This window comes from Polaromonas sp. (genome assembly GCF_030680935.1).
Lineage (GTDB): Bacteria > Pseudomonadota > Gammaproteobacteria > Burkholderiales > Burkholderiaceae_C > Polaromonas.
In genome coordinates this window covers 41,619-64,812 of sequence record NZ_JAUXUP010000030.1, presented here as the reverse complement: position 1 = coordinate 64,812, position 23,194 = coordinate 41,619, and the positions used below count along the sequence as shown (strand labels likewise).

Below are 23,194 nucleotides of genomic sequence, written 5' to 3'. Positions count from 1 at the left end.
GGCCTCTTGAAGTGCCGCGCTTGCAGTGTACTTTCCGGGCCGGGACGGGAGGACCTGCCGGTCAGCGCTGTACGAATTGCATTTGTGTGCCTGCAAGCTCCAGCAAATCACCGTTTTTCAGGGAGACCGGCTCCACACCTATCGGCGTGCCGTTCAGTGTCGGTTTGTTGCTGCCTTCCACATGCGCCACCACAAAACCCTGGGGCCGCTTGGTAATGGCAGCGACTGCCACCCCGGGCTTGCCAATGGTGGTGACCACCTTGACCAGCGCGACCTCCCGACCAGCCGCCGCGCCCGACATGACCTTGATCGCCGCTGAGCCGCCAGCACCCGTAGCAGGCGTCGGGGTGCCCGCAGCTGTGGCTCCACCGGCAGGGGCCACCAAGCCGGCGGAGCCGGCCTTGATGATCATGGTTTTTTCGAAGCCAGGACTTGCCGCCTCGTTCACGTACTTGATCTTGTACTTGCCAATCTCCACGGTATCGCCGTTGCTGAGCTGCTGTTTTTTGACCGCTTTGCCGTTCAGGTACGTGCCATTGGTACTGTTCAAGTCCTCTACAAAGACCTCGTTACCAGACATCTGCAAGACAGCGTGTTCTCCGCTGACGGCGAGGTTGTCAATCACTATGTCGTTGTAAGGCCTGCGTCCCAAAGACGTGCGGTCCTTGGTCAGCTGGATCTCCTTGATCACGACACCGTCAATCGAGACGATCATTTTCGGCATGGCCGACTCCTGTCTAGTTTTAATGGGGCACGCGATCCGGCTACTTCCCCAACATCCTCGATAGTAGCCCGCGTTTGACCGAAGCCTCACCGGCTTGGGCCAGCAACACCGAAATATTGTCCCGGCCGCCGCCCTCGTTGGCGGCAATCACGAGCTCCCTGGCGGTCTGATCGAGTGATCTTGCGCCCAATAGAATAGCCGCAATCGCCTCGTCGCTGATCATGTCCGACAAGCCGTCGGAGCACATCAGGTAAATATCGCCCAGCTCCACGCGGTGTTCGTTGACTTCCAGCAACACTGCATCCTCCACACCCAGGGCCCGCGTCACCAGGTTTTTGTTCAGTGAGGTCAGGGCCTGCTCCGGCGTAATCAGCCCCGCGTCAAGCTGCTCTTGCAACAGGGAGTGGTCCTTCGTGATCTGCTGTAGCTGTCCTGCCCGCCAGCGGTAACAGCGCGAATCCCCGATATGGCCCAGCATCAGGCGCGTATTCTGGAAGACACCGACCACCAGCGTTGTTCCCATGCCTGAATACTGAGGGTTGGAGTTGGCAGCGTTAAAAATGGAATGGTTGGCGTTTTCCACGCAGATCTCCATGGCACGCCGGACCTCCTTGCTGTTGGCATTTCTACCCGCCTGCGACAGCCAGCGCCCAAGCTCCGATTTGATGAAGGCTGTGGCCATGCCGCTGGCGATCTCGCCTGCGTTGTAGCCGCCCATTCCGTCGGCCAGTATGCAAAGCCGCGTGGCGGCATCAAACGTCACCGAGTCTTCATTGTTGTCGCGCGCCAATCCAGGATCAGTCTGGGTGCAAATCTCGTAAATCATCGTATTGTTCTTATGCCTTCGAATCTGTTGGGGCCTGGGCGGCTATTGTTTTTTCAAATGAAGCCTGCCCGGTCGTGGAAAATGCCACCGTCTTTTCAGTGTCTGCAACCGGCGCACCAGGCGCCGGAGTGCTTACATTGGCAGCCACCGGGCTTGCGGCCAATGCTGCAACCATATCGCGCAGGTCCTTCGCGAACTGGTCACCATCCTGATACCGCGTCTCGGGTTTTTTGCCAATGGACAAGGCCACGATTTCAGCCAGCCGGACCGGCAGCTCGGACCGGATGACACGGATATCCGGCCCGGTTTCGTTGGCAATCTTGTACATCAACTCGGCCATGGAATCGCCCCGGAAAGGCAGTACGCCCGCCAGCATCTGGAACAGCATTACACCCAGCGAATACAGATCCGAGCGCCCATCCACTTTTTTGCCGGCAATCTGCTCGGGCGACATGAAACTCGGCGTACCCAGTACCAGACCCGTTTTGGTTTTACTCGAATCGGTGATGCGCGCGATGCCGAAATCGGTGACCTTGACCGTGTCACTGTCAGGGTCGTACATGATATTGGCGGGTTTGATGTCCCGATGCACTACGTTTTGCTTGTGGGCGTACGCCAGTGCTTCGGCCACCCGCGCCACGATCGACAGCACCTTGGGAATGGGCAGCAAGTGGCCGTCTTTGGTCACATCGGCCAGGTCCTTGCCCTTGAGAAACTCCATGGCGATGTAGGCCAGGTCGTGCTCCTCGCCGGCATCAAAAATCGTCACGATGTTCTGGTGCTGCAGGCGCCCCGCCGTTTCGGCTTCCCGGAAGAATCGCTCACGGGCATCCGTCAGCTCATCGCCCTCAAACTCCTGACTGAGGGCCATGGTCTTGATCGCCACCACCCGTCCAATCTTCGGGTCTTTGCCCAGATACACCACGCCCATCGCACCCTTGCCAAGCTCCTTTTCAACCTGATAACGACCGAGCATCGGCTTTTCAACCCCGCCGCCATCGAGCAGCATGGTCCCGCCAGGATGCGCGCCGCCACCGCCCAAAATGACGGTTTCAGACAGGTTTTTGGCGCGGTTGAGTCTGGATTGAAGGTCTTTGTGGTTCTTGTTGTATGTGGCCATGTATTCATACACGGCCTGGGCCTTGTTGAACTGCCGCTTGCGCTCGAAATCGAGTGCCAGGTTGTTCATGTTGTCCATCAACGCATCGGTAAACGGTACGCGGCGGAACCGGTCAAAGGCCATGTCCAGCTGGCCCTGGCCCTGTAAGGCCAAGCCCATCATGCGGTTTGTTTCAGCCGACTCTTCATCAGATTTGAGTTTGCCGGCCTCGGTCATCAGGAAACGCTTGGTGGTCAGCGCCAGATGCCCGATCACCAGCAGCGCCGCCGGAAATACCAGCTTGAGCCAGGTCGCCGCTGCCGACAACAAGCCGAACTCAAGCACCAGCAGCAACACGAACAGCATCAGCGTCACACCCGCCGCCTTGCCGGCAGACAGGCGCGGCAGGCCGACGATCAGATACGCGGCCACCACCAGCAAAACAAGCAGCATGGCCCAGATACCCCAGGCGGGCTGAACGATGAAGTGCTCGCTCAGAATGCTTGATGTAATGTGGGCAATAGTCTCAGCCGGCGAAAGTCCGGCACCGGCCGGCGTCGGGAACTGGGTACCAACACCGGCAGCTGTCGCGCCGATGATCACAATCTTGTCGGTGTACTTGCTGGCCGGGATCTTTCCGGTCAACACGTCGTAAAAAGAGTCCACCGCGAAGGCGGGCTTGCCATCGCGGCCCTTGTAGAACTGCGGCAGCATCAGCGCGGCCTCGTCGGTGGCGATACGCAGCTTGCCGATCTGGACCGACTCACCGCCGTTAAGCCGGACATCAGCGACCGACAGGTTCAGGCTTTTGATCGCCGCCAGCAGCCCCATGGAGGGCACTGCCTTGCCGTAGTAATTGATCAGCAGGGGCTCCTGGCGTACCGCGCCATCGACATCGGTCAGTTGGTTCAGATGTCCGACGCCCGCGGCGCTGCTGCCAATGATCTCGATGGGCTGTTGCCCGCGAACGGCTGGCAGGGAAAAGCCGCGAGGCTCATCAACCGCGCTTTTAAGGGCGAATGCCGGCAGGGGGTTGTCTGCCTTGCCCTGCGGCTCACCCAGCACAAACACCGACGGAACCAGCACATTGCCGGCCTTGGTCATGCTGGTCGCCAGCTTGGCGTCAGTATCCAGGGCTACCTCGGCGTCTTCAATCACCTTGCCGAGTTGCTCATTGAGCCCGCCCGGGGAAACCGCGGGGTCAACTGTCTGGCCCAGAGTTTCCTTGATCTTGCGAATGAACACCAGTCCGCGGTCGGTTTGCGGCTCAAAAAAGAAAGCGGTGTGCGCAATCGTTTTGGCTTTGGCGGTAGCCAGCTTGTCGATCAGCTGGGCGTGCACGTCGCGGGGCCAGGGCCAGCGACCTATGTTGGCAATGCTTTGGTCGTCAATCGCAATAATCGCAATGCGGTCAGAGGGCTGACGGGAGGTGCTGGTGCTGGCAAAGTCGTAATAACGGCGCTCCAGGGTGGCAAAAAAATCGCTGGCACTGTGCAAGACCAGCACCGCCAGCACCACAAGAACGCCAACAAACCAGTCGGCCCGCCAGAATTGCCTGCGCTTACTTGATGATGTGGCCACGTCCCGCCCTTTGTCCTGGTTTGCTAGCTGTCCGTCTGCATGCCGACTCTTCTTTTGTACTCAATTGGCACCCACCGACGTCACCGGCCAGTTACAAATCCTCGATTGTGGACATTAACAGACAGCTTCAAGGCGGACAAGGGACTTTTGCACAAAGCCCGGCCACTCAGACCGGGTCAGCCGGTTTTTGGCGCGCCTGCATCAATTTGCCCGCCGCCAATACCAGCAACGCGCCGACCGCGGCCGCCGCATACCCCCAAAACGCCGATGCCGGCACATAGGCCTTGATCGCAGGGTCGGTGTAAGCCATCTGACCAGCAATCCAGCCCAATAACATGGCGCCCAGGGTGATGATGACTGGAAAACGCCCCATCAGCTTGAGAACCATCGTACTGCCCCAGACGATGATGGGAATACTGACCAGAAGACCGAAAATAACCAGCGCCAACTGGTGATCCTGGTGGGCGCCCTGCGCCGCGCCGGCAATCGCCAACACGTTGTCCACGCTCATCACCAGATCGGCGATGATGACCGTTTTGACGGCGCCCCAGAGCTTGTCGCTGGAGCTGATGTTGTGCGCATCTTCGCCTTCAGGCTGCAACAGCTTGATACCGATCCACAGCAGCAAAACGGCGCCCACGATCTTGAGGTAAGGCACGGCCAGCAGGGCAAGTGCAAAAGCAATCAGGATCACGCGCAGCACGATCGCGCCCATGGTGCCGTAAATAATGCCCTGGGTTCGCTGCTTGGGAGGCAGGTTTCGGCAGGCCAGGGCAATCACTACCGCGTTGTCGCCACCCAGCAGGATGTCGATCATGATGATCTGACCCACCGCAAGCCAGAAGCTCGCCGTCATGAACTCTTCCATGGAAACCTCTCGAGAGAAATGAAAAAGACCGATTGTCAGCGATGGCAATCGGCCTGTCTGTTGTGGCTAACCGCAATACGCCTCTATTTCAAAGCAGTGCTTTCAGCAATTTGGCCATTTCAGAGGGATTGCGCGTCACCGTAAAGCCGCATTCTTCCATGATGGCGAGTTTGGCATCGGCCGTGTCGGCGCCACCGGAGATCAGCGCACCGGCATGGCCCATGCGTTTGCCGGCCGGGGCGGTCACGCCGGCGATGAAGCCAACAATCGGTTTTTTCATGTTGGCCTTGCACCAGATGGCTGCTTCGGCTTCATCCGGACCGCCGATTTCGCCAATCATGATGACGGCGTCTGTGTCCGGGTCGTCATTGAAGGCGCGCATCACGTCGATATGCTTCAGGCCGTTGATCGGGTCGCCGCCAATACCCACGGCGCTGGATTGGCCGAGGCCAATTTCTGTCAGCTGCGCCACGGCTTCGTAGGTCAGCGTGCCGGAGCGGCTGACCACGCCAATGCGACCCTTGCGATGGATGTGACCGGGCATGATGCCGATCTTGATTTCTTCCGGCGTGATCAGACCGGGGCAGTTGGGGCCCAGCAGCAGGGTGCGTTTGCCGCCCGCGGCTTCCTTGGCCTTCATGCGGTTGCGCACTTCCAGCATGTCGCGCACCGGGATGCCTTCGGTGATGCAAATCGCCAGATCGAGGTTGGCTTCCACGGCTTCCCAAATAGCGGCCGCAGCGCCTGCGGGCGGCACGTAGATCACCGACACCGTGGCGCCGGTGGCCTTGGCAGCCTCGGTCACGTTGGCAAAAATCGGAATGCCTTCAAAGTCTTCACCGGCTTTTTTCGGGTTCACCCCGGCGACGAAACATTCCTTGCCATTGGCATAGTCGCGGCACATGCGGGTATGGAACTGGCCGGTCTTGCCGGTGATGCCCTGCGTGATGACTTTGGTGTTTTTGTTGATGTAGATGGACATGTTCTTGGCTCCGGGCTTATTTGACGGCGGCGACGATTTTGGTCGCGGCTTCGGCCATCGTGTCTGCGGCGATGATGGGCAGGCCAGACTCGGCCAGCATCTTCTTGCCCAGGTCCTCGTTGGTGCCCTTCATGCGCACCACCAGCGGAACCGACAGGTTCACGGCCTTGCAGGCGGTGATCACGCCGTCGGCGATGGTGTCGCACTTCATGATGCCGCCGAAGATGTTGACCAGAATGCCTTTGACATCCGGGTTTTTCAGCATGATTTTGAAGGCTTCGGTAACTTTTTCCGCCGTAGCGCCGCCACCTACGTCCAGGAAGTTGGCCGGCTCGCCGCCGAACAGCTTGATGGTGTCCATGGTGGCCATGGCCAGACCGGCGCCGTTGACCAGGCAGCCAATGTTGCCGTCCAGGCTGATGTAGGCCAGGTCAAACTTGCTGGCCTCGACTTCGGCCGGGTCTTCCTCGTCCAGGTCGCGGTAAGCGACGATTTCAGGGTGGCGGAACAGAGCGTTCGGGTCGAAGTTGAACTTCGCGTCCAGCGCCTTGATGTTGCCGTTGCCTTCGAGGATCAGCGGGTTGATCTCGGCCAGGCTGCAGTCGGTTTCCATGTAGCACTTGTAGAGCTTTTGCAGCACATCCACGGCCTGAGCCGTGGAGCCAGGCGGCACGGTCATGCCATCGGCCAGCTCTTTGGCTTGGGCATCGGTCAGGCCCAGCGCCGGGTCGACAAACACCTTGATGATTTTTTCGGGCGTGGCGTGCGCCACTTCCTCGATGTCCATGCCGCCTTCGGAAGACGCCATGAAAGCCACCTTCTGCGTGGCACGGTCGGTCACGGCCGACACGTAGTACTCTTTCTTGATGTCGGCACCGTCTTCGATCAGCAGACGGCGGACTTTTTGCCCGGCTGCGTCGGTCTGGTGTGTGATCAGCTGCATGCCGAGGATTTCACCGGCGAGCTTTTTGACTTCTTCAATGCTGCGCGCCAGCTTGACGCCGCCACCCTTGCCACGGCCGCCCGCGTGGATTTGCGCCTTGACCACCCAGACCGGACCGCCCAGTTTCTGGGCAGCTTCCACAGCTTCCTGCACGGTGAAGGCGGGAATGCCGCGCGGCGTAGGGACACCAAAGTTGCGCAAGATTTCCGTGCCTTGGTATTCGTGAATTTTCATGAAAATTACTTCCAGGAGTCGGTAAAAAGGGGCGTTCACCGGGACGTGATGTCTATCTGCCACATTTCGCAGAATTCACCAAAATGTAACGCCTTCGATCACTGCAGGCAGCAGCGCAGAACTGTATCATGTTGCGATGCACAATTATTGTGCGCGCCCGACACCTTCGTAATTAGCAATTTCCACAGGAAGAAGCCTCCATGGTCAAGGTTTTTATCGACGGCGAAGCGGGAACCACGGGTCTGCAGATCCGGGAACGCCTGCAAGCCATGCCCGCCATTGAGCTGGTCAGCATCGCGCCCGAGCTGCGCAAGGATGCTGCCGCCAAGCGCGCCTTGATGGGCACGGTCGACCTGGTGGTGCTCTGCCTGCACGATGACGCGGCACGCGAATCGGTCGCCATGATTGATGACTTGGCCCGCGTCAGCGGCAACAAGGGTCCGAAAATCATCGACGCCTCGACAGCCCACCGCACGGCGCCAGGCTGGGTGTTCGGTTTCCCTGAGCTGACCCCCAGCCAGCGTGACGCTGTCGCGGGTGCCGATCGAGTCGCCAACCCGGGTTGTTATTCCACTGGTGCGATTGCGCTGATCCACCCGCTGGTCGATGCCGGCCTGTTGCCCAAGGACTATCCACTGGCGATTCCGGCAGTTAGCGGTTACTCCGGTGGCGGGCGCAGCATGATCGAGGACTATGAAGCCGGCAAAGCGCCGCTGTTCCAGATCTATGGCCTGAATCTCACCCACAAACACCTGCCGGAGATCATGAAATACACCGGCCTGACACGCCGACCGGTGTTCACGCCTTCGGTGGGCAACTTCAAGCAGGGCATGCTGGTTCAATTGCCGCTGCACCTGGACCTGTTGCCGGGGCGGCCGACGGCGGCGCAGTTGGAGGAAGTTTTGAGTCGTCACTACGCTGGCAGCCCCTGGGTCACGGTGGAGGCGGTCGGCGAGAGCACCTCTATCGATGCCTTGGGCCTGAACGACACCAACAAAATGGAACTGCGGGTGTTTGGCAACGAAGAGTTCCGCCACGCCGTGCTGATTGCCCGGCTGGACAACCTCGGCAAGGGCGCGTCTGGTGCAGCGGTACAGAACCTCGAGTTGATGCTGGGGCTATAAATGGCCCCCACGGGCGCTCACTGCGTGTAGCTCCCGAGGCCTTGCAGGCCGCGGCTCGCGAGACGCTTCGCCTCTGTCGCCTGTCCAAAGCTGCTCAAGCAGCTTTGGAGCCGCAGGCTCCAGCCCCTCGGGGCGCTGCGCCTGCGGGCCGGCGAAGCCGGACCCGCGGCCCCTGCTGAAAGGAAAAGGGCCGCCCCCTCAGTCCTCGTCGGCCTGCGACACCACACGGCGGATCGCGTCCGCCCCGAAACCCCGCGCCGCCAGGAAACGCATCTGCTTGCTGCGCGCTGCCGCGTCCGCTGCCGACGCGCCGAATTTTTTGCGCCAGACTTCGCGCGCGCGCTCGACCTCGCTGGCTTTCAGGCTGTTGATCGCCTCCAACACCGCTTCGGGCGCCAGGCCCTTGCCCTGCAGTTCGTGGCGGATGCGCGACGCGCCCAGCTTGGCTTGCCGGCGATTGACCACGGACTCAATCACCCGCGCTTCGCTGATGAAGTCTTTGGCCTGTAGCTCGTCCAGCACTTGCCCCAGTTGCTCGGGCGATTCGGCATGGGCGGCAAGCTTGCGCTCCAGCTCTGCGCGCGAATGTTCGCGCTGAGCGAGGTAGCGCAAAGCCCGTCCTTTCAGGGACAGGCCGAAGCCTGGGGCGGCTGGTTTGGCTGGGTTCATGCTGGAACTTTGCGCTTGGTAGCTATCGCTTTGATAGCTGTTTACGCTTGTCCGCCAAGGGCTGGAGGCTGATTTGATGCCAAGCCTGCTTCAAGCCAGGGCTTTGGGGGCTTTTTCAGCTTTCTCTGCCTTTTCAGCCTTTTCAGCCTTTTCAGCTTTCTCCGGCTTGCCGCCCACCGCATCCTGGATCAGCGGGATGCCCAGCGACTCGCGCACCTTGTTTTCGATCTCAATGGCGAGTTCCGGGTTTTCCTTCAGGAATTCACGCGAGTTGTCGCGGCCCTGGCCAATCTTTTCGCCGTTGAAGGCGTACCAGGCACCGGCTTTCTCGACGATGTGGCCGGCCACACCGAGGTCCAGAACCTCACCCAGGCGGCTGATGCCCTCGCCGTAAAGAATGTCGAACTCCGCCATCTTGAACGGTGAGGCGACCTTGTTCTTGACCACCTTGACCCGGGTTTCGTTGCCGACCACCTCTTCGCCCTTCTTGATCGAGCCGATGCGTCGAATATCCAGCCGCACCGAGGCGTAAAACTTCAGCGCATTGCCGCCGGTGGTGGTTTCGGGGCTGCCGAACATCACGCCGATCTTCATGCGGATCTGGTTGATGAAAATCACCATGCAGTTGGCCTTCTTGATGTGGGCGGTCAGCTTGCGCAGTGCCTGGCTCATCAGGCGGGCCTGCAGGCCGGGCAACGAGTCGCCCATTTCACCTTCGAGCTCGGCCTTGGGTGTCAGTGCCGCCACAGAGTCGATGACGATCAAATCGACCGCACCGGAGCGGGTCAGGGAATCCACAATCTCCAGCGCCTGCTCGCCGGTGTCGGGCTGGCTGATCAAGAGGTCTTGCAGATTCACGCCGAGCTTTTGCGCGTACTGGATGTCCAGCGCGTGTTCGGCATCGACAAAAGCGCAGGTGCCGCCGAGTTTCTGCATTTCGGCAATCACCTGCAGGGTCAGCGTGGTTTTGCCGGACGACTCCGGGCCGTAAATTTCAACCACCCGGCCGCGCGGCAAGCCACCGACACCGAGCGCGATGTCCAGGCCCAGTGAGCCGGTGGAGACAACCTGGATGTCCTCGATCACCTCGCCGGCCCCCAGTTTCATGATGGTGCCTTTGCCGAACTGCTTTTCAATCTGGGCCAGCGCGGCCTGCAGGGCTTTGGCTTTTTCGGTGTTGAGGGCGGGATTGGTCTTGTTGGGCATGTCCATGGAAAGCTCCTTGAGGTTGGAAGTTTTTTGCTTGTTCCGGCTCTGCTTTTAACCACAGCGCTGGATGCATGACCAGTACTTTATGGGCGCCATTGAAATAAGTAAACCCTATTTATGGTCAGTTTGCCTGACCAATTAGCTGTATCATTTTTGGCATGGATTCCAGCCCTGCTACAGCCCCCGGCGCTCCACTTGCCGACGAAGAAAACTGGCGCCTGACACACCTGGGTCGTCTGCTGGGCCACGCTTTGCGACGTTTTGACGAACGCGTGCTGGTACTGATGGCCCGCAATGTGGACGTGCCGCTGACGCTGTCGAATCTGGCCGCGCGTGGGCAGGTAGGCGCAGCGCACATTCACATCACACGCCACCTGGCCGTCAGCGGCTCGCGCCTGACCGACCTGGCGCAGAGCGCCGGCATGAGCAAACAGGCCATGGCCGACCTGGTGGACCAATGCGAAGCCTGGGGCCTGGTCACACGCGAGCCCGATCCGTACGACAAACGCGCGCGGGTCGTGATGTTCACCGCTTCCGGCCTGCACTGGCTGCAGGCCTTTCGCACCGCGGTCAGCCAGGCCGAAGCCGAGTTCCGCCAGGCCGTCGGCACCGAGGTGGCGACCGTGGTGGCACTTGGGCTGGAGGCGTATGCAGGGTAAACATGCCCCACGCTCGCTCACTGCGTGGAGCTCCCGCACCTTGCAGGCCGCCGCCACAGGTTTTGCTCCTGGTGCTTGGCCAAACTCGCTCAAACAGGGTCGACGTCGCAGGCACTGCCTGGTAAGGCTGAAGAAAGACATGGGCCTCGCGCGTCACACGCAGCGAAAAGCGGGGGGCGCCGGGCTAGTAAGCAATCCAGGAGGGATAAAAGCCTAGAATTTGGAAAACAGGCCGCAGAGCCGTTTCACCTTGCACGCTCCGCCGGACCGACCAAGGACTCTCATCAGGAGACAAGCATGCGTATTTTGATCGCCGAAGATGACCAGGTTCTGGCTGACGGCCTGCTGCGCACACTGCGTGCTTCCGGGGCGGCGGCCGACCACGTGGCCAGCGGCACCGAGGCCGATGCCGCACTGATGACCAACACCGAGTTCGACCTGCTGATCCTGGACCTGGGCCTGCCGCGCATGCATGGTCTGGAGGTGCTCAAGCGTTTGCGCGCCCGCGGCTCGGCCATGCCGGTGCTGATCCTCACGGCTGCGGACAGCGTGGAAGAACGCGTCAAGGGCCTGGATTACGGCGCCGACGACTACATGGCCAAACCATTTTCGTTGCAGGAGCTCGAAGCGCGCGTGCGGGCCCTGATCCGCCGCGGCATGGGCGGCGCCAGCAGCACCATCAAACACGGCCCCCTGGTCTACGACCAGGCCGGACGTGTGGCGACGATAGACGGCCTGATGGTTGAGCTGTCTGCACGGGAACTCGGTTTGCTCGAAGTATTGCTGCAGCGCGCCGGCCGCCTGGTCAGCAAGGACCAGCTGGTCGAGCGCCTGTGTGAGTGGGGCGAAGAGGTCAGCAATAACGCCATCGAAGTCTATATCCACCGGCTGCGCAAAAAAATCGAAAAAGGCCCGGTGCGGATTGCGACGGTACGGGGTCTGGGTTACTGCCTTGAAAAAATCCCTGGGTGATGTTGCCCCCACGGTCGCTCACTTCGTGTAGCTCCCTGCCCCCCAAGGGGGCCACTGCGCCTGCGGCCCGGCAAAGCCGGTTCCGCGGCCCCTGCTTGAATGAAAACAAGGCGCCTGCGCTTTTCGAGCTGTGGCATTAAGACTCTTCCAGCGCGAGCGCCGCAGCCTCTTCGGGGAAATCCTCGACTGGATGCTCACGCCGCTGCTGCTGCTGTGGCCGATCAGCCTGGCGCTGACCTGGCTGGTGGCGCAGAACATTGCCGGCAAACCCTTTGACCGCGCGCTTGAATACAACGTGCAGGCGCTCAGCAAGCTGATCGTGGTCAAAAACAAGCAGGTGCAGTTCAACCTGACCGCGCCAGCGCGCGAGATCCTGCGTGCCGACGACACCGACCTGGTGTTCTACCAGGTGCTGGGCACACGCGGCGAACTCATCAGCGGCGAGCATGACCTGCCACTGCCGCCTAATGAGGACCGCTCCCCCCATGGCGAGGTCCAGCTGCGCGAGGACGTCGTGCAGGGCCAGGACGTGCGCATAGCCCACACCTGGATCAATGTGGATGTCCCAAACGGTCAACCAGTGCTTGTGCAGGTGGCCGAAACACTGGAAAAACGCAAAACGCTGGCCACTGAAATCGTCAAGGGCGTGATGGTGCCGCAGTTTGTCACGCTGCCGCTGGCGGTGCTGCTGGTCTGGCTGGCGCTGGTGCGCGGGATCAAGCCGCTGGACCAGCTGGAAAAACGCATTCGCGCGCGCAAGTCCGACGACATGAGCCCGCTGGACGAAACCATCGTGCCTGAGGAAGTCGCGCCGCTGGTGTCCTCCATCAACGACCTGCTGGGACGGCTCAAGGTCTTGCTGACCACCCAGAAACGCTTTCTGGCCGACGCCGCACACCAGCTCAAAACGCCGCTGGCCGGGCTGCGCATGCAGGCCGACCTGGCGCAGCGCGAAACCGATGCCGACGAGCTGAAAAAATCGCTCAAACACATAGGCCGCGCCAGCATTCGTGCTACCCACACTGTCAACCAGCTGCTGGCACTGGCGCGGGCCGAGGCCACTGGCCGCAGCCTGGCCAAGCAGCGACTGGACCTGGTGCAGGTCCTGTCCGAGGCGATTCAGGATTCGGTGCCGCGTGCACTGGAAAAACACATCGACCTGGGCTACGACGGCCCACCCCCCGGCGAGCCCGCCAGCATGCTGGAGGCCAATCCGACCCTGCTCAAGGAACTGGTGCGCAACCTGCTGGACAACGCGCTGAACTACACGCCGGACAGCGGGCAGGTGACCGTGCGGCTGCTGACCGATCGCTTCAGCGGGGTGATTGTGTTGCTGGTCGAAGACTCGGGACCGGGTATTGCCGCGGCTGAACGCGAACTGGTGTTTCAGCCTTTTTACCGCGCCCTCGGTACCAATGTCGATGGCTCCGGTCTGGGGCTGGCCATCGTGCACGAAATTGCGCGCCAGCATGGCGCTACGGTCTCGGTCGACGACGCGCTGCCCGGACACACGCCGCCTGGAACCCGTGTGGCCGTTCGCTTCATGGGGTTTGCCGAGCTGGCTCAGGAATAATTGCGGCCGTATCACTACACTGAAACCCTGCCCCTCCCGACGAACCGATAACCCGCCACTGAACCCGCGATGCGCAAAACCACAGACATGAACAGCAGCCGGCGCCACATGCGCACCCGTCTGAAAATTGGCCTGTCGGCCTGCTTTTCCCACGCCGACCCGGCACGTTCGCTGTTCACGGGCAAAACCCTGCAGTATGTTGAGCAGACGGTAGCGCACTGGATCATGTCCTCCGGTGCCATGGTGGTCATGGTGCCCTGCCCGACCGGCGAAACGCAGCGCGGCGACGTGAACTTCGACGACTACGCCGAGTGGCTGGACGGCCTGGTGTTGCACGGCGGCGCCGATGTCTGGCCCGGCAGTTACGGCGAAGACCCGCTGGAGGAACGCTGGTCAGGCGACCGTGTCCGCGACGACTACGACAAGGCGCTGGTCGCCTCTTTCGAAAAAGCCGGCAAGCCGGTCTTCGGCATCTGCCGGGGGCTGCAACTGCTCAATGTGGCCTATGGCGGCACCCTGTACCAGGATATCTCCACCCAGGTGCCTGACTCTTTTGTTCACCGCGACGCGGTGAGCTACGACCAGAACTTTCACAGCGTGGAGATCGTGCAGGGCTCACAGTTGTCGCGGCTGTATCCCGGCGTGGAGCGGGTGCGTGTCAACAGCATCCACCATCAGGGTATCAAGGCCCTGGCGCCCGAGTTCGAGGCCGAGGCCTTCAGTGTGCCGGACGGCATTGTGGAAGCGATACGCCGCAAAGACCCGGCCAAAAGTTATATCGCGGCACTGCAATGGCACCCCGAATTTCACAAGCCAGGCTCGGACACGATTGACGACGCGGCGGTGCTGGAAGACTTTCTGGCGGCGGTGGCGGCCACAAAAAAACGGCTGTCAGCCTGAACTGTCGTCGGCTATAAAAAAAACGGTGTTTTGCCCATACCGGGCTTGCGCAAACAGCTATAAAAACCGTAGCAATCTGCATCAACCCCACGGTCAGCCCTTATCGGCTGCGCCAGTAGCTGGCATGGCCAGCGTGAAGTAAATCGTAGTTCCCTGCCCGGGCAGCGCCTGCGCCCAGACCCGCCCGCCATGGCGCATGACAATGCGCTGCACCGTGCTCAGGCCCGCGCCAATGCCCGGAAAGTCCGAGGACACATGCATGCGCTGAAAAATGCCAAACAGCTTGTCGGCGTGCGCCATGTCAAAGCCTGCGCCGTTGTCGCGAAAAAAGTAGACCGTCTCGCCATCAGGCCCGGGCTGGCTGCCAACGGCGATCTGCGCATCGGCGGTTTTGGAGCTGAACTTCCAGGCGTTGCCGGCCAGATGTTCGACCAGTTGCCTGAGCAGGGCCGGATCACCGCGCACCCGCAACGCCGGCTGGATGCTGAGCTGCACCTGGCGCTCAGGCTCGGCCTGCTGCAGCGTTGCAAATACCTCTGCGGCCAGCGCCCCCAGATCCACCGCCTGCGGCGCCATGGGCGCACGCAACAGGCGCGACACCGCCAGCAGGGCAGCGATCAGTTCATTGATATTGCCCACGCCCAAGCGTATGCGCTGCAGGTAGTGCGTGCTGCGTTCCGCATTACCCTTGGTCACCGCGCCTTCCAGCAGGCGGCTGAAGCCGTCGATGGTGCTCAGCGGTGCGCGCAGGTCGTGTGAGACCGAGTACGAAAAGTTTTCCAGCTCTTTGTTGGCCGCCACCACCTCGGCACTGCGCTGGTTCAGCTCGTCCTCCAGCAAACTGGTGATGCGCAGGATTTCCTGCTCGGCGCCGGCGGGGTCAATGCCCTCACGTATTTGCTCCAGCAACGCCGCCATGGCGGGTACGGCGCTGATTTTTGGAGAGTCGGCAGAGGCGGTCATGTGGGAGTGGGCGTCTGCAAACCCCGCCTGAAGGTATGGCGGGCTGCCATGAGTCTCGATGTCATCGTTGTGCTTTCCTCGCAAAGAGTCTATGCATCACTATGCACTGCACCATGCGGGCCCGTCAACCCGCCGCCGCCCGGACCAGCCGGTCCCGCACACCGTCCCATGCGGTATCGGCCGGCGGGTGTTCCACCCAGATCAGCTTGACGCCTTGCGCATCAAAGCCGCGCAGCACCGCAAACAGCTGCTGCGCGGTGGCTGGCGCGTCGGCGGGCATGCGCCGGTACAACACCTGCGTGGATTTGATGCGCACGATGGTGCGCGCATACACCGCAATGTGTGCGGCCTCAGGGCCCAGCAGGTCAAGTGCAGTCTGTATCGCAGTGGCGTCCATCAGCCGCACCCTGGCATCGGGTGCGTAGTGTGATTCCAGGGTACCGGAGGCACGCGGGGCCCCGGCGCCGGTGAACTCCTCGTTGCTCAGCACCGCCTCGCCGCAGGCCGCTTCGAGCTGCGCGCGGGTCAGCACGCCAGGTCGCAGCAGCACCGGGCGGCTGCGGGTGCAGTCCACGATGCTGGACTCGATACCGACCTCGCAAGGCCCGCCGTCCAGCACCAGCAGGCCGTCGCCAAACTCCTGGGCCACATGTTGTGCAGTCGTCGGACTGACGCGACCAAAGCGGTTGGCGCTGGGCGCTGCTACACCTGTGGCGCAGGCCGCCAGCAAGGCGTGCGCCAGCGGGTGCGCGGGGCAGCGCAGGCCAATCGAGTTCTGGCCGCCAGCGGCCGCAGCTGCGACGCCAGGCTTGCGCGGCAGGATCACGGTCAGAGGCCCGGGCCACAGCGTTTTCATCAGCCGCTCGGCAAACGGCGGAACGTCGACAGCGTAATCGCTGACCTGTGCCGGCTCGGCGACATGCACGATCAGCGGGTGGTCGCTGGGCCGGCCTTTGGCCACAAAGATACCGGCAACCGCGCTGTCACTGGACGCATCGGCGCCCAGGCCGTACACGGTTTCGGTGGCAAAGCCGACCAGGCCGCCAGAGCGGATCACCCGCGCGGCCTCGGCAATCGCCGCCGGATCGCTGCCATCGCGAATCATCGCAGCGCGTCCAGCCCCGGCAGTCCCAGAACCTGTGCAGCCTGGCGCGCCACCGCCTGCACAGACGCCACATCGGCCCCTGTGATGGTGAGATGGCCCATCTTGCGGCCGGGGCGCGCTTCGAGCTTGCCGTACAGGTGCAAATGGGTGCCGGGCAGGGCCAGCACGGTTTGCCAGTCGGGCGTGCGCGCCTGGCCCGCGGCGTCCAGCCACACATCGCCCAGCAGGTTGAGCATGATGGCCGGCGAATGCTGGCGCGGCACCGGCAGCGGCAATCCCGCCATGGCGTGCACCTGCAGGTCAAACTGCGAGACGTCGCAGGCGTCCATCGTGTAGTGGCCGCTGTTGTGGGGGCGTGGCGCCATTTCGTTGACGACCAGTGCGCCGTCGGCACTGCCGTCGTCTATCACAAAAAACTCGACACACAGCACACCCACATAGCGGATGTGATTTGCTATTGATTCAGTAGCTGCCCGCGCCCGTTGCGCAAGGGCTGGAGGCATATTTGACGCATAAGCCGCGGTGAATGCAAGAATGCCGTCCACATGCACGTTGTACTGCGGCGCAAAACCCACCACCTCACCGCCCCAGCCGCGCGCGACGATGACCGAACACTCGGCCTTCAGCGGCAGCAGTTTTTCCAGCACGCAGGGCACGCCCTTCAAATCAGCCCACGCCACCGCCAGCTCGGCCATGTTGGCAATACGCACCTGGCCCTTGCCGTCGTAACCCATACGTGCGGTTTTCAAAATGCCGGGCAGCAGATCGGTCGGCACGGCGCGCAGCTGTTCTGCCGTGGTGATGACCGCATAGGGCGCGCAGCTCACGCCCGCCACACCGGCGCTGGCGCTGAAGTGGGCTTTTTCCTCGATGCGGTTTTGCGCAATGGCCACCGCCGCTGCGCCAGGCGCCACCGGCCGCTGCGCTGCCAGCGCCTGTAACGCGTCCGCCGGGACGTTTTCAAATTCGGTGGTGACGGCGGCGCAGATGGACGCCAGTTGCGCCAGACCTGCTGCGTCGCTGTAACCGGTCTGGATATGGTGGTGGCTGACGCGGCCAGCCGGGCTGTCTGCGTCGGGATCCAGCACCGCCGTGAAATAACCGAGGCGCTGCGCAGCATGCACAAACATGCGGCCCAGCTGGCCGCCGCCCATCACACCCAGGGTGGCGGGCTGGCCCGAGGCGTCAACACCGCCAGGGAAAATCGGCGAAAAATTCATGCCGGCGGCAGCGTCATGGCGCGCGCCGCTGCGGTTTGTTCGGCGCGGAAGGCCTGCAGTTTGTCGGCCAGGGTTTTGTCATGGGTGGCCAGCATGGCCACGGCAAACAACGCGGCATTGGCGGCCCCGGCGTTGCCAATGGCAAAGGTGGCCACCGGCACGCCCTTGGGCATTTGCACAATGCTGTGCAGCGAATCAACACCCTGCAGGTGGTTGCTGGCCACCGGCACGCCCAGAATGGGCACGGCGGTTTTGGCGGCCAGCATGCCCGGCAGGTGGGCAGCGCCGCCGGCGCCGGCAATGATGGCCCGCAATCCGCGCCCCGCAGCCTGTTCAGCATAGGCAAACAGCTCGTCGGGCATGCGGTGGGCCGAGACCACCCGCGCCTCATGCGCCACGCCGAACTGCTGGAGAATCTGCACGGCATGCTGCATGGTGGTCCAGTCGCTGCTGGAGCCCATCACCACGCCCACAAGCGGCGCCTTCTGATCTTGGGTTGTTGTCATGTTTGCCTTCCGGGCCGGCTGTGCCGTCAATCGTTCGGTGTCAGCGGTGATTTTACGGGCTGCTCAAGGCGGTGACGCTGCCCGCCCCGGCCGCCGCGTGCTATCGTGCCAGCGCAGCGCGCTCTGCGCCTGTTGAAAATTGCCTCACCCACCCCTATTTGTCCAGCACCATGATCGACGTCACCATTGCCAATTTTGAAGAGGAAGTCATAACGGCTTCCATGACCATCCCCGTGCTGATTGATTTCTGGGCGCCCTGGTGTGGACCCTGTAAATCACTCGGGCCCATCCTCGAGAAAGTTGAAGTGGCTTACGGCGGGCGCTTCAAACTGGTCAAGATCGATTCAGACCAGGAGCAGCAACTGGGCGCCGCTTTTGGCATCAAGAGCATTCCGACCTGCATCCTGATGGTCAACGGCCAGCCGGTCGATGGTTTCCAGGGTGCGCTGCCCGAAGGCAAGGTCAAGGAATTCCTCGACAAACACCTGCCGCCAGCCGAAGAACTGCCGCCGCCTGAAGAGGCCAAGCCGGAGCCCGAAGACACCAGCCCCGCCGCCGTGCTGGAAAAACTCAAGGCTGCCGTCGCCAACGACCCGTCCAACGACGGCGCGCTGTTCGACTATGTGCGGCGGCTGCTGCAACACGGCCAGCTCGACCATGCGAAGGCGGCGTTTGCGCCCGCGTTGCCGAAAGTGCCTCTGGTACGCAAGTTCGAAGCCTTGCAACACTGGTTCAATGCTATTGAATCAGGAGCTGGTCACGCAGATGTAGCGGCGGCTAAAGCCGGATTTGATGCCAAACTTCTGACCAACAAGCGTGATTTCGAAACGCGTTACGCCCTGGCGCAGTTGCACATGAGCCAACTACAGTGGGTGGCAGCGATGGACGAGTTGCTGGAGATATTGATGCGCGACAAGTCGTGGAACGAGGAGCTGGCGCGCAAGACCTTTGTGTCCATCCTCGAAATCATCGAGCCACCCAAAGTCAAGGTCGCTGACGGGCAGATTCCGCCGAATGATCCTGTCGTGGCTACTTACCGGCGGCGGTTGAGCAGTGTTGTATTGAGCTGACGACCTGCTTTGTCATCTCGGGCCTGATCCCCCATGGCACGATGGTTAAGCCTAGACGGCGCATGTTGTGCCCCGGAGCGGCGGATCATTTCAGGTCGCTTTGCTCGCGTCGCGGGCGGAAGGTTTCGCGCGGGGTATGGACGCCGGATGACCGCAGCAGCGAATGTCCCCCGGCGCCGGGAGGGCGCCTCCTCCTTTATTTCGCCACTGCGGCCATCCGGCATCCCTGTCCCGGGGACGGGCCGTGGTTTTCGACACCTCGGCAGCCACGGCAGTGACTGATCGGGGCGGTTGGGCACTCTGCGCAGCGAAATAAAGGAGGAGGCCCTTCCCGGGCCGGGGGACATTCGCTGCGCAGAGTGCCCTGCCGGCCCGATCCCGCCAGCGCGTCTCGTCGGCGGCATCATGCCGTCGAGGCTTAACCTGGTGCCATGGGGGCTCAAGCCCCGGATGACAGCCCCTCAGGCAGCTTCCTTGTAAAAGAATCCGCGCTGAATCCCGCGCGGCGCCAAAGGCTTGACGGCGTCATGAATCGCGCCAATGTGCTCCGGCGTCGTGCCGCAGCAGCCACCCACGATGTTGACCAGCCCTTCAGCCGCAAACTCGCGCACAAGCCGGGAGGTCACGTCCGGCGTTTCGTCAAAGCCGGTGTCGCTCATCGGGTTGGGCAGGCCGGCGTTGGGGTAGCAGCTGATGAAGGTGTCGCCCGCCACGCGCGCCAGCTCCTGGATGTAGGGGCGCATCAGCGCCGCGCCGAGCGCGCAGTTCAGCCCCACGGCCAGCGGCTGCGCGTGGCGAATGCTGTGCCAGAAGGCGGTGACGGTCTGGCCGCTCAGGATGCGGCCCGAGGCGTCGGTCACGGTGCCGCTGATGATCAGCGGCAGCCGCTCGCCACTGTTGTCGAAATACTCGTCAATCGCAAACAGCGCGGCCTTGGCGTTGAGCGTGTCAAAAATCGTCTCGACCAGCAGCACGTCGGCGCCGCCCCTGACCAGGGCTTCGGTCTGCTCGTAATAGGCCTTGCGCAGCTCCTCAAAACTCGTGTTGCGCGCGCCGGGGTCGTTGACATCGGGGCTGATGCTGGCGGTTTTGGGCGTGGGGCCCAGGGCGCCCACAACAAACCTCGGTTTGTCGGGCGTCGAAAATTTGTCGCACGCGGCGCGCGCGATACGGGCGGATTCGTAATTCATCTCGATGGCCAGCTCGGCCATGTCGTAGTCGGCCTGGGCCACGGTGGTCGCGCCGAAGGTGTTGGTCTCAATCATGTCGGCGCCGGCGGCCAGATACCCCTCGTGGATGTCCTGAATCACATCGGGGCGCGTCAGGCTCAGAAGCTCGTTGTTGCCCTTGACGTCCTTGTGGAAATCCTTGAAACGCTCGCCGCGGTACTGCACCTCGTTCAGTTTGAAACGCTGGATCATGGTGCCCATCGCGCCGTCAAGAATGGCGATGCGCTGTTCAAGTACGGCTGGGAGCGCCGCTCCGCGGGTGTAGATGGCTTGCTTCATGCATGCATTTTAGGGGGGCCGGCTTTTGCCTGCCAAAATCCTGCTGATTTCCCTCGACAATAGCCCTAGCCATGAAACACCTTCAACCCAAAGCAGCCTGGGACTACCTGCAGCAGCACCCCGACGCGCTGTTTGTCGACGTGCGCATGGAAATCGAGTCGCTGTACGTGGGGCGCCCGCCCGGCGTGGTCAATGTTCCCTGGTATGAATACCCGGACCTGATGCCCGATGCGCAAAAGTTTGCCGAGGCGGTCACCCGCGAGGCCAGCGGCAAGGACCAGCCGGTGCTGCTGATCTGCCGCTCGGGCAAGCGAACGCTGGATGCCGGCCAGGCGCTGGAAGCGGCAGGTTTTTCCGAGGTGATCAACGTGGTGCACGGTTTTGAAGGTGATCTTGACGAGCAGTTCCAGCGCTCCACCCTGAGTGGCTGGCGTTTTGACGGCCTGCCCTGGGAACAGATGTAGCCGGCTTCCCAAGCAAAATCGGGCTCCAGCCCATACCCAGCTTGCGCAAGCAGCTATTGATTCAATAGCAACACGTTCTCGCCCTGACCCCATTCCACTTTGCCGCACACCTCGACCCACCCCACCCCGCTGGACATTCTGGGCCAGGTTTTCGGCTATTCGGACTTCCGCGGCCCACAGCAGGCCATCGTCGAGCATGTGGTCGCCGGCGGCGACGCGCTGGTGCTGATGCCCACCGGCGGTGGCAAGTCGCTGTGTTACCAGATCCCCGCGATCGCGCGGCAAAACGCCGGACACGGCGTGACGGTGGTGATCTCGCCACTGATTGCGCTGATGCACGACCAGGTCGGTGCGCTGCACGAAGCCGGTGTATCTGCCGCCTTCCTGAACTCAACCCAGACCCAGGAAGAAAGCAGTGCACTTGAAAAGCAGTTGCTGCGCAACGAGCTGACCCTGCTGTACGCCGCGCCCGAGCGCATCAACACGCCGCGCATGAAGGGCCTGCTCGGCTCGCTGCACGAGCGCGGCCTGCTGAGCCTGTTCGCGATTGACGAGGCGCATTGCGTGAGCCAGTGGGGCCACGACTTCCGGCCCGAGTACCGGTCTTTAAGCCTGTTGCACGAAACCTTTCCCGATGTGCCGCGTATCGCGCTGACGGCGACCGCCGATGCGCTGACACGTCAGGACATGGTCGAGCGGCTCAAGCTGGAAGATGCGCGCGAATTTGTCAGCAGCTTCGACCGGCCCAACATCCGCTACACCATCGTCGAAAAGACCGACGCCACACGCCAGCTGCTGCGTTTCATCGAAAGCGAACACGCGGGCGAGGCCGGCATTGTCTATTGCCAATCGAGGAAACGCGTGGAAGAAGTCGCCGGCATGCTGGAAGACGCCGGCCTGAATGCCATGGCCTACCACGCGGGCCTGGACAGCGCGCTGCGCCAGCAGCGACAGGACCGCTTCCTGCGTGAAGAAGGCATGGTGATGGTTGCAACTATCGCCTTCGGCATGGGCATCGACAAGCCCGATGTGCGTTTTGTCGCGCACCTGGACATGCCGAAAAACATCGAGGGCTACTACCAGGAAACCGGCCGCGCCGGCCGCGACGGCCTGCCGGCCAATGCCTGGATGACTTACGGCCTGCAGGACGTGGTCAACCAGCGCCGCATGATAGACACCAGCGAGGCGGCTAGCGAGGAGTTCAAGCAGGTGATGCGCGGCAAGCTCGACGCGCTTTTGAGTCTGGCCGAAGACACGCGCTGCCGGCGCGTCGCCCTGCTGCATTACTTCGGCGAAGGCAGCCAGCCCTGCGGCAACTGCGACAACTGTTTGTCGCCGCCCAAAGTCTGGGACGCGACCGAAGCGGCGCGCAAGATGCTCAGTTGCATCTACCGTGTGCAGCAGGCCAGCGGCATCAGCTTCGGCGCCGGTCACTTGATGGACATCCTGCGCGGCAAGGCCACCGAAAAGGTGCTGCAGCACAGCCACGACAAGCTCAGCACCTTCGGCATCGGTGTCGACCTGACGGAAGTGCAGTGGCGCGGCGTGCTGCGCCAGCTGATCGCCAAGGGCATGGTGCGGGTTGATCCCGACGCCTTCAACACCCTGCAACTACTGCCCGACGCGCGCCAGGTGCTCAAGGGCGAGGTCAGCGTGCACTTGCGCGAGCAGGCCGCAGGCGGAGCGGGCGAACGGCGCAAAAAAAGCACCAAGACTTCCGTCAAAGGCATGGCAGAAGCTTCACTCAACGCCGGTGCGCTGGAACGCCTGGCCCGGCTCAAGGCCTGGCGCGCTGAAGTGGCGCGCGAGCACAACCTGCCGGCCTTTGTGATTTTTCACGACGCCACATTGCGTGCCATTGCCGAGCGCGCGCCGCAGACCCTGACCGACCTGGAAGGCATCAGCGGCATTGGCAGCAAAAAGCTGCAGGCCTATGGCAATGAGGTCTTGCGGGTGTGCCAAACCACCTGAGCGAAACGGGTACCCCGGGCCACT

The 23,194-nt window shown here is 62.1% G+C and carries 21 protein-coding genes; 8 read left to right on the top strand and 13 right to left on the bottom strand.

Annotated features, from left to right (window positions below; genetic code table 11):
• Positions 1-61: 61 nt before the first annotated feature.
• The 6 genes from Q8L50_RS08620 to sucC form a co-directional block, all read right to left on the bottom strand.
• Complete coding sequence (locus Q8L50_RS08620) at positions 62-724, bottom strand: FHA domain-containing protein (RefSeq protein WP_305348256.1); 663 nt, start codon at positions 722-724, stop codon at positions 62-64.
• 40 nt (positions 725-764) lie between these two features.
• Positions 765-1,550: a Stp1/IreP family PP2C-type Ser/Thr phosphatase gene (locus Q8L50_RS08615; protein ID WP_305348255.1), complete on the bottom strand. Its 786-nt coding sequence runs from the start codon at positions 1,548-1,550 to the stop codon at positions 765-767.
• 10 nt (positions 1,551-1,560) lie between these two features.
• A complete protein-coding gene (locus Q8L50_RS08610; protein ID WP_305348254.1) occupies positions 1,561-4,230 on the bottom strand; it encodes a CHASE2 domain-containing serine/threonine-protein kinase in 2,670 nt (889 codons plus the stop codon).
• A gap of 166 nt (positions 4,231-4,396) precedes the next feature.
• A complete protein-coding gene (locus Q8L50_RS08605; protein WP_305348253.1) occupies positions 4,397-5,098 on the bottom strand; it encodes a TerC family protein in 702 nt (233 codons plus the stop codon).
• Between the two features lie 88 nt (positions 5,099-5,186).
• A complete protein-coding gene (sucD, locus tag Q8L50_RS08600; protein ID WP_305348252.1) occupies positions 5,187-6,080 on the bottom strand; it encodes a succinate--CoA ligase subunit alpha in 894 nt (297 codons plus the stop codon).
• Positions 6,081-6,096: 16 nt separating this feature from the next.
• Positions 6,097-7,257: an ADP-forming succinate--CoA ligase subunit beta gene (gene sucC, locus Q8L50_RS08595; protein WP_305348251.1), complete on the bottom strand. Its 1,161-nt coding sequence runs from the start codon at positions 7,255-7,257 to the stop codon at positions 6,097-6,099.
• A 200-nt stretch (positions 7,258-7,457) separates the two neighbouring features.
• Here sucC and argC point away from each other — a divergent pair, with 200 nt between their 5' ends.
• Positions 7,458-8,381, top strand: a complete 924-nt coding sequence (gene argC / locus Q8L50_RS08590) for an N-acetyl-gamma-glutamyl-phosphate reductase (protein ID WP_305348250.1) — start codon at positions 7,458-7,460, stop codon at positions 8,379-8,381.
• Between the two features lie 198 nt (positions 8,382-8,579).
• Here argC and recX read toward each other — a convergent pair whose 3' ends face one another.
• Both recX and recA read right to left on the bottom strand, forming a co-directional pair.
• The gene (gene recX, locus Q8L50_RS08585; RefSeq protein ID WP_305348249.1) at positions 8,580-9,050 is read right to left on the bottom strand and encodes a recombination regulator RecX; all 471 of its coding nucleotides are present in this window, start codon (positions 9,048-9,050) and stop codon (positions 8,580-8,582) included.
• Between the two features lie 90 nt (positions 9,051-9,140).
• Entirely contained in the window at positions 9,141-10,262 is a 1,122-nt protein-coding gene (recA, locus tag Q8L50_RS08580) for a recombinase RecA (protein WP_305348248.1), read from the bottom strand.
• Positions 10,263-10,417: 155 nt separating this feature from the next.
• Here recA and Q8L50_RS08575 point away from each other — a divergent pair, with 155 nt between their 5' ends.
• From Q8L50_RS08575 to Q8L50_RS08560, 4 genes are all read left to right on the top strand, one after another.
• A complete protein-coding gene (locus Q8L50_RS08575; RefSeq protein WP_305348247.1) occupies positions 10,418-10,918 on the top strand; it encodes a MarR family winged helix-turn-helix transcriptional regulator in 501 nt (166 codons plus the stop codon).
• A gap of 297 nt (positions 10,919-11,215) precedes the next feature.
• On the top strand, positions 11,216-11,890 hold the full coding sequence (locus tag Q8L50_RS08570) for a response regulator transcription factor (RefSeq protein WP_305348246.1): 675 nt from the start codon (positions 11,216-11,218) through the stop codon (positions 11,888-11,890).
• Between the two features lie 190 nt (positions 11,891-12,080).
• The gene (locus Q8L50_RS08565; protein WP_305348312.1) at positions 12,081-13,463 is read left to right on the top strand and encodes a sensor histidine kinase; all 1,383 of its coding nucleotides are present in this window, start codon (positions 12,081-12,083) and stop codon (positions 13,461-13,463) included.
• Positions 13,464-13,550: 87 nt separating this feature from the next.
• Complete coding sequence (locus Q8L50_RS08560; protein ID WP_305348245.1) at positions 13,551-14,363, top strand: gamma-glutamyl-gamma-aminobutyrate hydrolase family protein; 813 nt, start codon at positions 13,551-13,553, stop codon at positions 14,361-14,363.
• A gap of 93 nt (positions 14,364-14,456) precedes the next feature.
• Here the strand turns inward: Q8L50_RS08560 and Q8L50_RS08555 are convergent, their stop codons facing one another.
• From Q8L50_RS08555 to purE, 4 genes are all read right to left on the bottom strand, one after another.
• On the bottom strand, positions 14,457-15,326 hold the full coding sequence (locus tag Q8L50_RS08555; protein WP_305348244.1) for an ATP-binding protein: 870 nt from the start codon (positions 15,324-15,326) through the stop codon (positions 14,457-14,459).
• A gap of 124 nt (positions 15,327-15,450) precedes the next feature.
• Entirely contained in the window at positions 15,451-16,431 is a 981-nt protein-coding gene (locus Q8L50_RS08550; protein ID WP_305348243.1) for an L-threonylcarbamoyladenylate synthase, read from the bottom strand.
• Positions 16,428-17,651: a 5-(carboxyamino)imidazole ribonucleotide synthase gene (locus Q8L50_RS08545; protein WP_305348242.1), complete on the bottom strand. Its 1,224-nt coding sequence runs from the start codon at positions 17,649-17,651 to the stop codon at positions 16,428-16,430. Before Q8L50_RS08545 ends, Q8L50_RS08550 begins: the two co-directional genes overlap by 4 nt.
• Complete coding sequence (gene purE, locus Q8L50_RS08540) at positions 17,648-18,157, bottom strand: 5-(carboxyamino)imidazole ribonucleotide mutase (protein ID WP_305348241.1); 510 nt, start codon at positions 18,155-18,157, stop codon at positions 17,648-17,650. Before purE ends, Q8L50_RS08545 begins: the two co-directional genes overlap by 4 nt.
• Positions 18,158-18,327: 170 nt before the next feature.
• Between purE and trxA the strand changes: the two genes are divergently transcribed.
• Positions 18,328-19,227, top strand: coding sequence for a thioredoxin (gene trxA / locus Q8L50_RS08535; protein WP_305348240.1), 900 nt, complete (start codon positions 18,328-18,330; stop codon positions 19,225-19,227).
• Between the two features lie 461 nt (positions 19,228-19,688).
• Here the strand turns inward: trxA and Q8L50_RS08530 are convergent, their stop codons facing one another.
• Positions 19,689-20,735, bottom strand: a complete 1,047-nt coding sequence (locus Q8L50_RS08530; protein ID WP_305348239.1) for a homocysteine S-methyltransferase family protein — start codon at positions 20,733-20,735, stop codon at positions 19,689-19,691.
• A 71-nt stretch (positions 20,736-20,806) separates the two neighbouring features.
• On the opposite strand from Q8L50_RS08530, the gene Q8L50_RS08525 reads away from it, so the two are divergent.
• Positions 20,807-21,199 carry a rhodanese-like domain-containing protein gene (locus tag Q8L50_RS08525; protein ID WP_305348238.1) on the top strand — a complete coding sequence of 131 codons (393 nt, stop codon included), beginning with the start codon at positions 20,807-20,809 and terminating at the stop codon, positions 21,197-21,199.
• Between the two features lie 99 nt (positions 21,200-21,298).
• On the top strand, positions 21,299-23,170 hold the full coding sequence (recQ, locus tag Q8L50_RS08520; RefSeq protein ID WP_305348237.1) for a DNA helicase RecQ: 1,872 nt from the start codon (positions 21,299-21,301) through the stop codon (positions 23,168-23,170).
• The last annotated feature ends 24 nt before the right edge of the window (positions 23,171-23,194 follow it).

Bases quoted from the DNA above. Each gene is read 5' to 3' on its own strand.
- recA (WP_305348248.1), bottom strand. From the start codon at position 10,262: ATGGACATGCCCAACAAGACCAATCCCGCCCTCAACACCGAAAAAGCC.
- Q8L50_RS08525 (WP_305348238.1), top strand. From the start codon at position 20,807: ATGAAACACCTTCAACCCAAAGCAGCCTGGGACTACCTGCAGCAGCAC.
- Q8L50_RS08545 (WP_305348242.1), bottom strand. From the start codon at position 17,651: ATGAATTTTTCGCCGATTTTCCCTGGCGGTGTTGACGCCTCGGGCCAG.
- Q8L50_RS08530 (WP_305348239.1), bottom strand. From the start codon at position 20,735: ATGAAGCAAGCCATCTACACCCGCGGAGCGGCGCTCCCAGCCGTACTT.
- argC (WP_305348250.1), top strand. From the start codon at position 7,458: ATGGTCAAGGTTTTTATCGACGGCGAAGCGGGAACCACGGGTCTGCAG.
- Q8L50_RS08560 (WP_305348245.1), top strand. From the start codon at position 13,551: ATGAACAGCAGCCGGCGCCACATGCGCACCCGTCTGAAAATTGGCCTG.
- Q8L50_RS08605 (WP_305348253.1), bottom strand. From the start codon at position 5,098: ATGGAAGAGTTCATGACGGCGAGCTTCTGGCTTGCGGTGGGTCAGATC.
- Q8L50_RS08575 (WP_305348247.1), top strand. From the start codon at position 10,418: ATGGATTCCAGCCCTGCTACAGCCCCCGGCGCTCCACTTGCCGACGAA.
- Q8L50_RS08555 (WP_305348244.1), bottom strand. From the start codon at position 15,326: ATGACCGCCTCTGCCGACTCTCCAAAAATCAGCGCCGTACCCGCCATG.
- Q8L50_RS08565 (WP_305348312.1), top strand. From the start codon at position 12,081: ATGCTCACGCCGCTGCTGCTGCTGTGGCCGATCAGCCTGGCGCTGACC.
- sucC (WP_305348251.1), bottom strand. From the start codon at position 7,257: ATGAAAATTCACGAATACCAAGGCACGGAAATCTTGCGCAACTTTGGT.
- Q8L50_RS08620 (WP_305348256.1), bottom strand. From the start codon at position 724: ATGCCGAAAATGATCGTCTCGATTGACGGTGTCGTGATCAAGGAGATC.
- recX (WP_305348249.1), bottom strand. From the start codon at position 9,050: ATGAACCCAGCCAAACCAGCCGCCCCAGGCTTCGGCCTGTCCCTGAAA.
- Q8L50_RS08550 (WP_305348243.1), bottom strand. From the start codon at position 16,431: ATGATTCGCGATGGCAGCGATCCGGCGGCGATTGCCGAGGCCGCGCGG.
- purE (WP_305348241.1), bottom strand. From the start codon at position 18,157: ATGACAACAACCCAAGATCAGAAGGCGCCGCTTGTGGGCGTGGTGATG.
- Q8L50_RS08615 (WP_305348255.1), bottom strand. From the start codon at position 1,550: ATGATTTACGAGATTTGCACCCAGACTGATCCTGGATTGGCGCGCGAC.
- Q8L50_RS08570 (WP_305348246.1), top strand. From the start codon at position 11,216: ATGCGTATTTTGATCGCCGAAGATGACCAGGTTCTGGCTGACGGCCTG.
- trxA (WP_305348240.1), top strand. From the start codon at position 18,328: ATGATCGACGTCACCATTGCCAATTTTGAAGAGGAAGTCATAACGGCT.
- sucD (WP_305348252.1), bottom strand. From the start codon at position 6,080: ATGTCCATCTACATCAACAAAAACACCAAAGTCATCACGCAGGGCATC.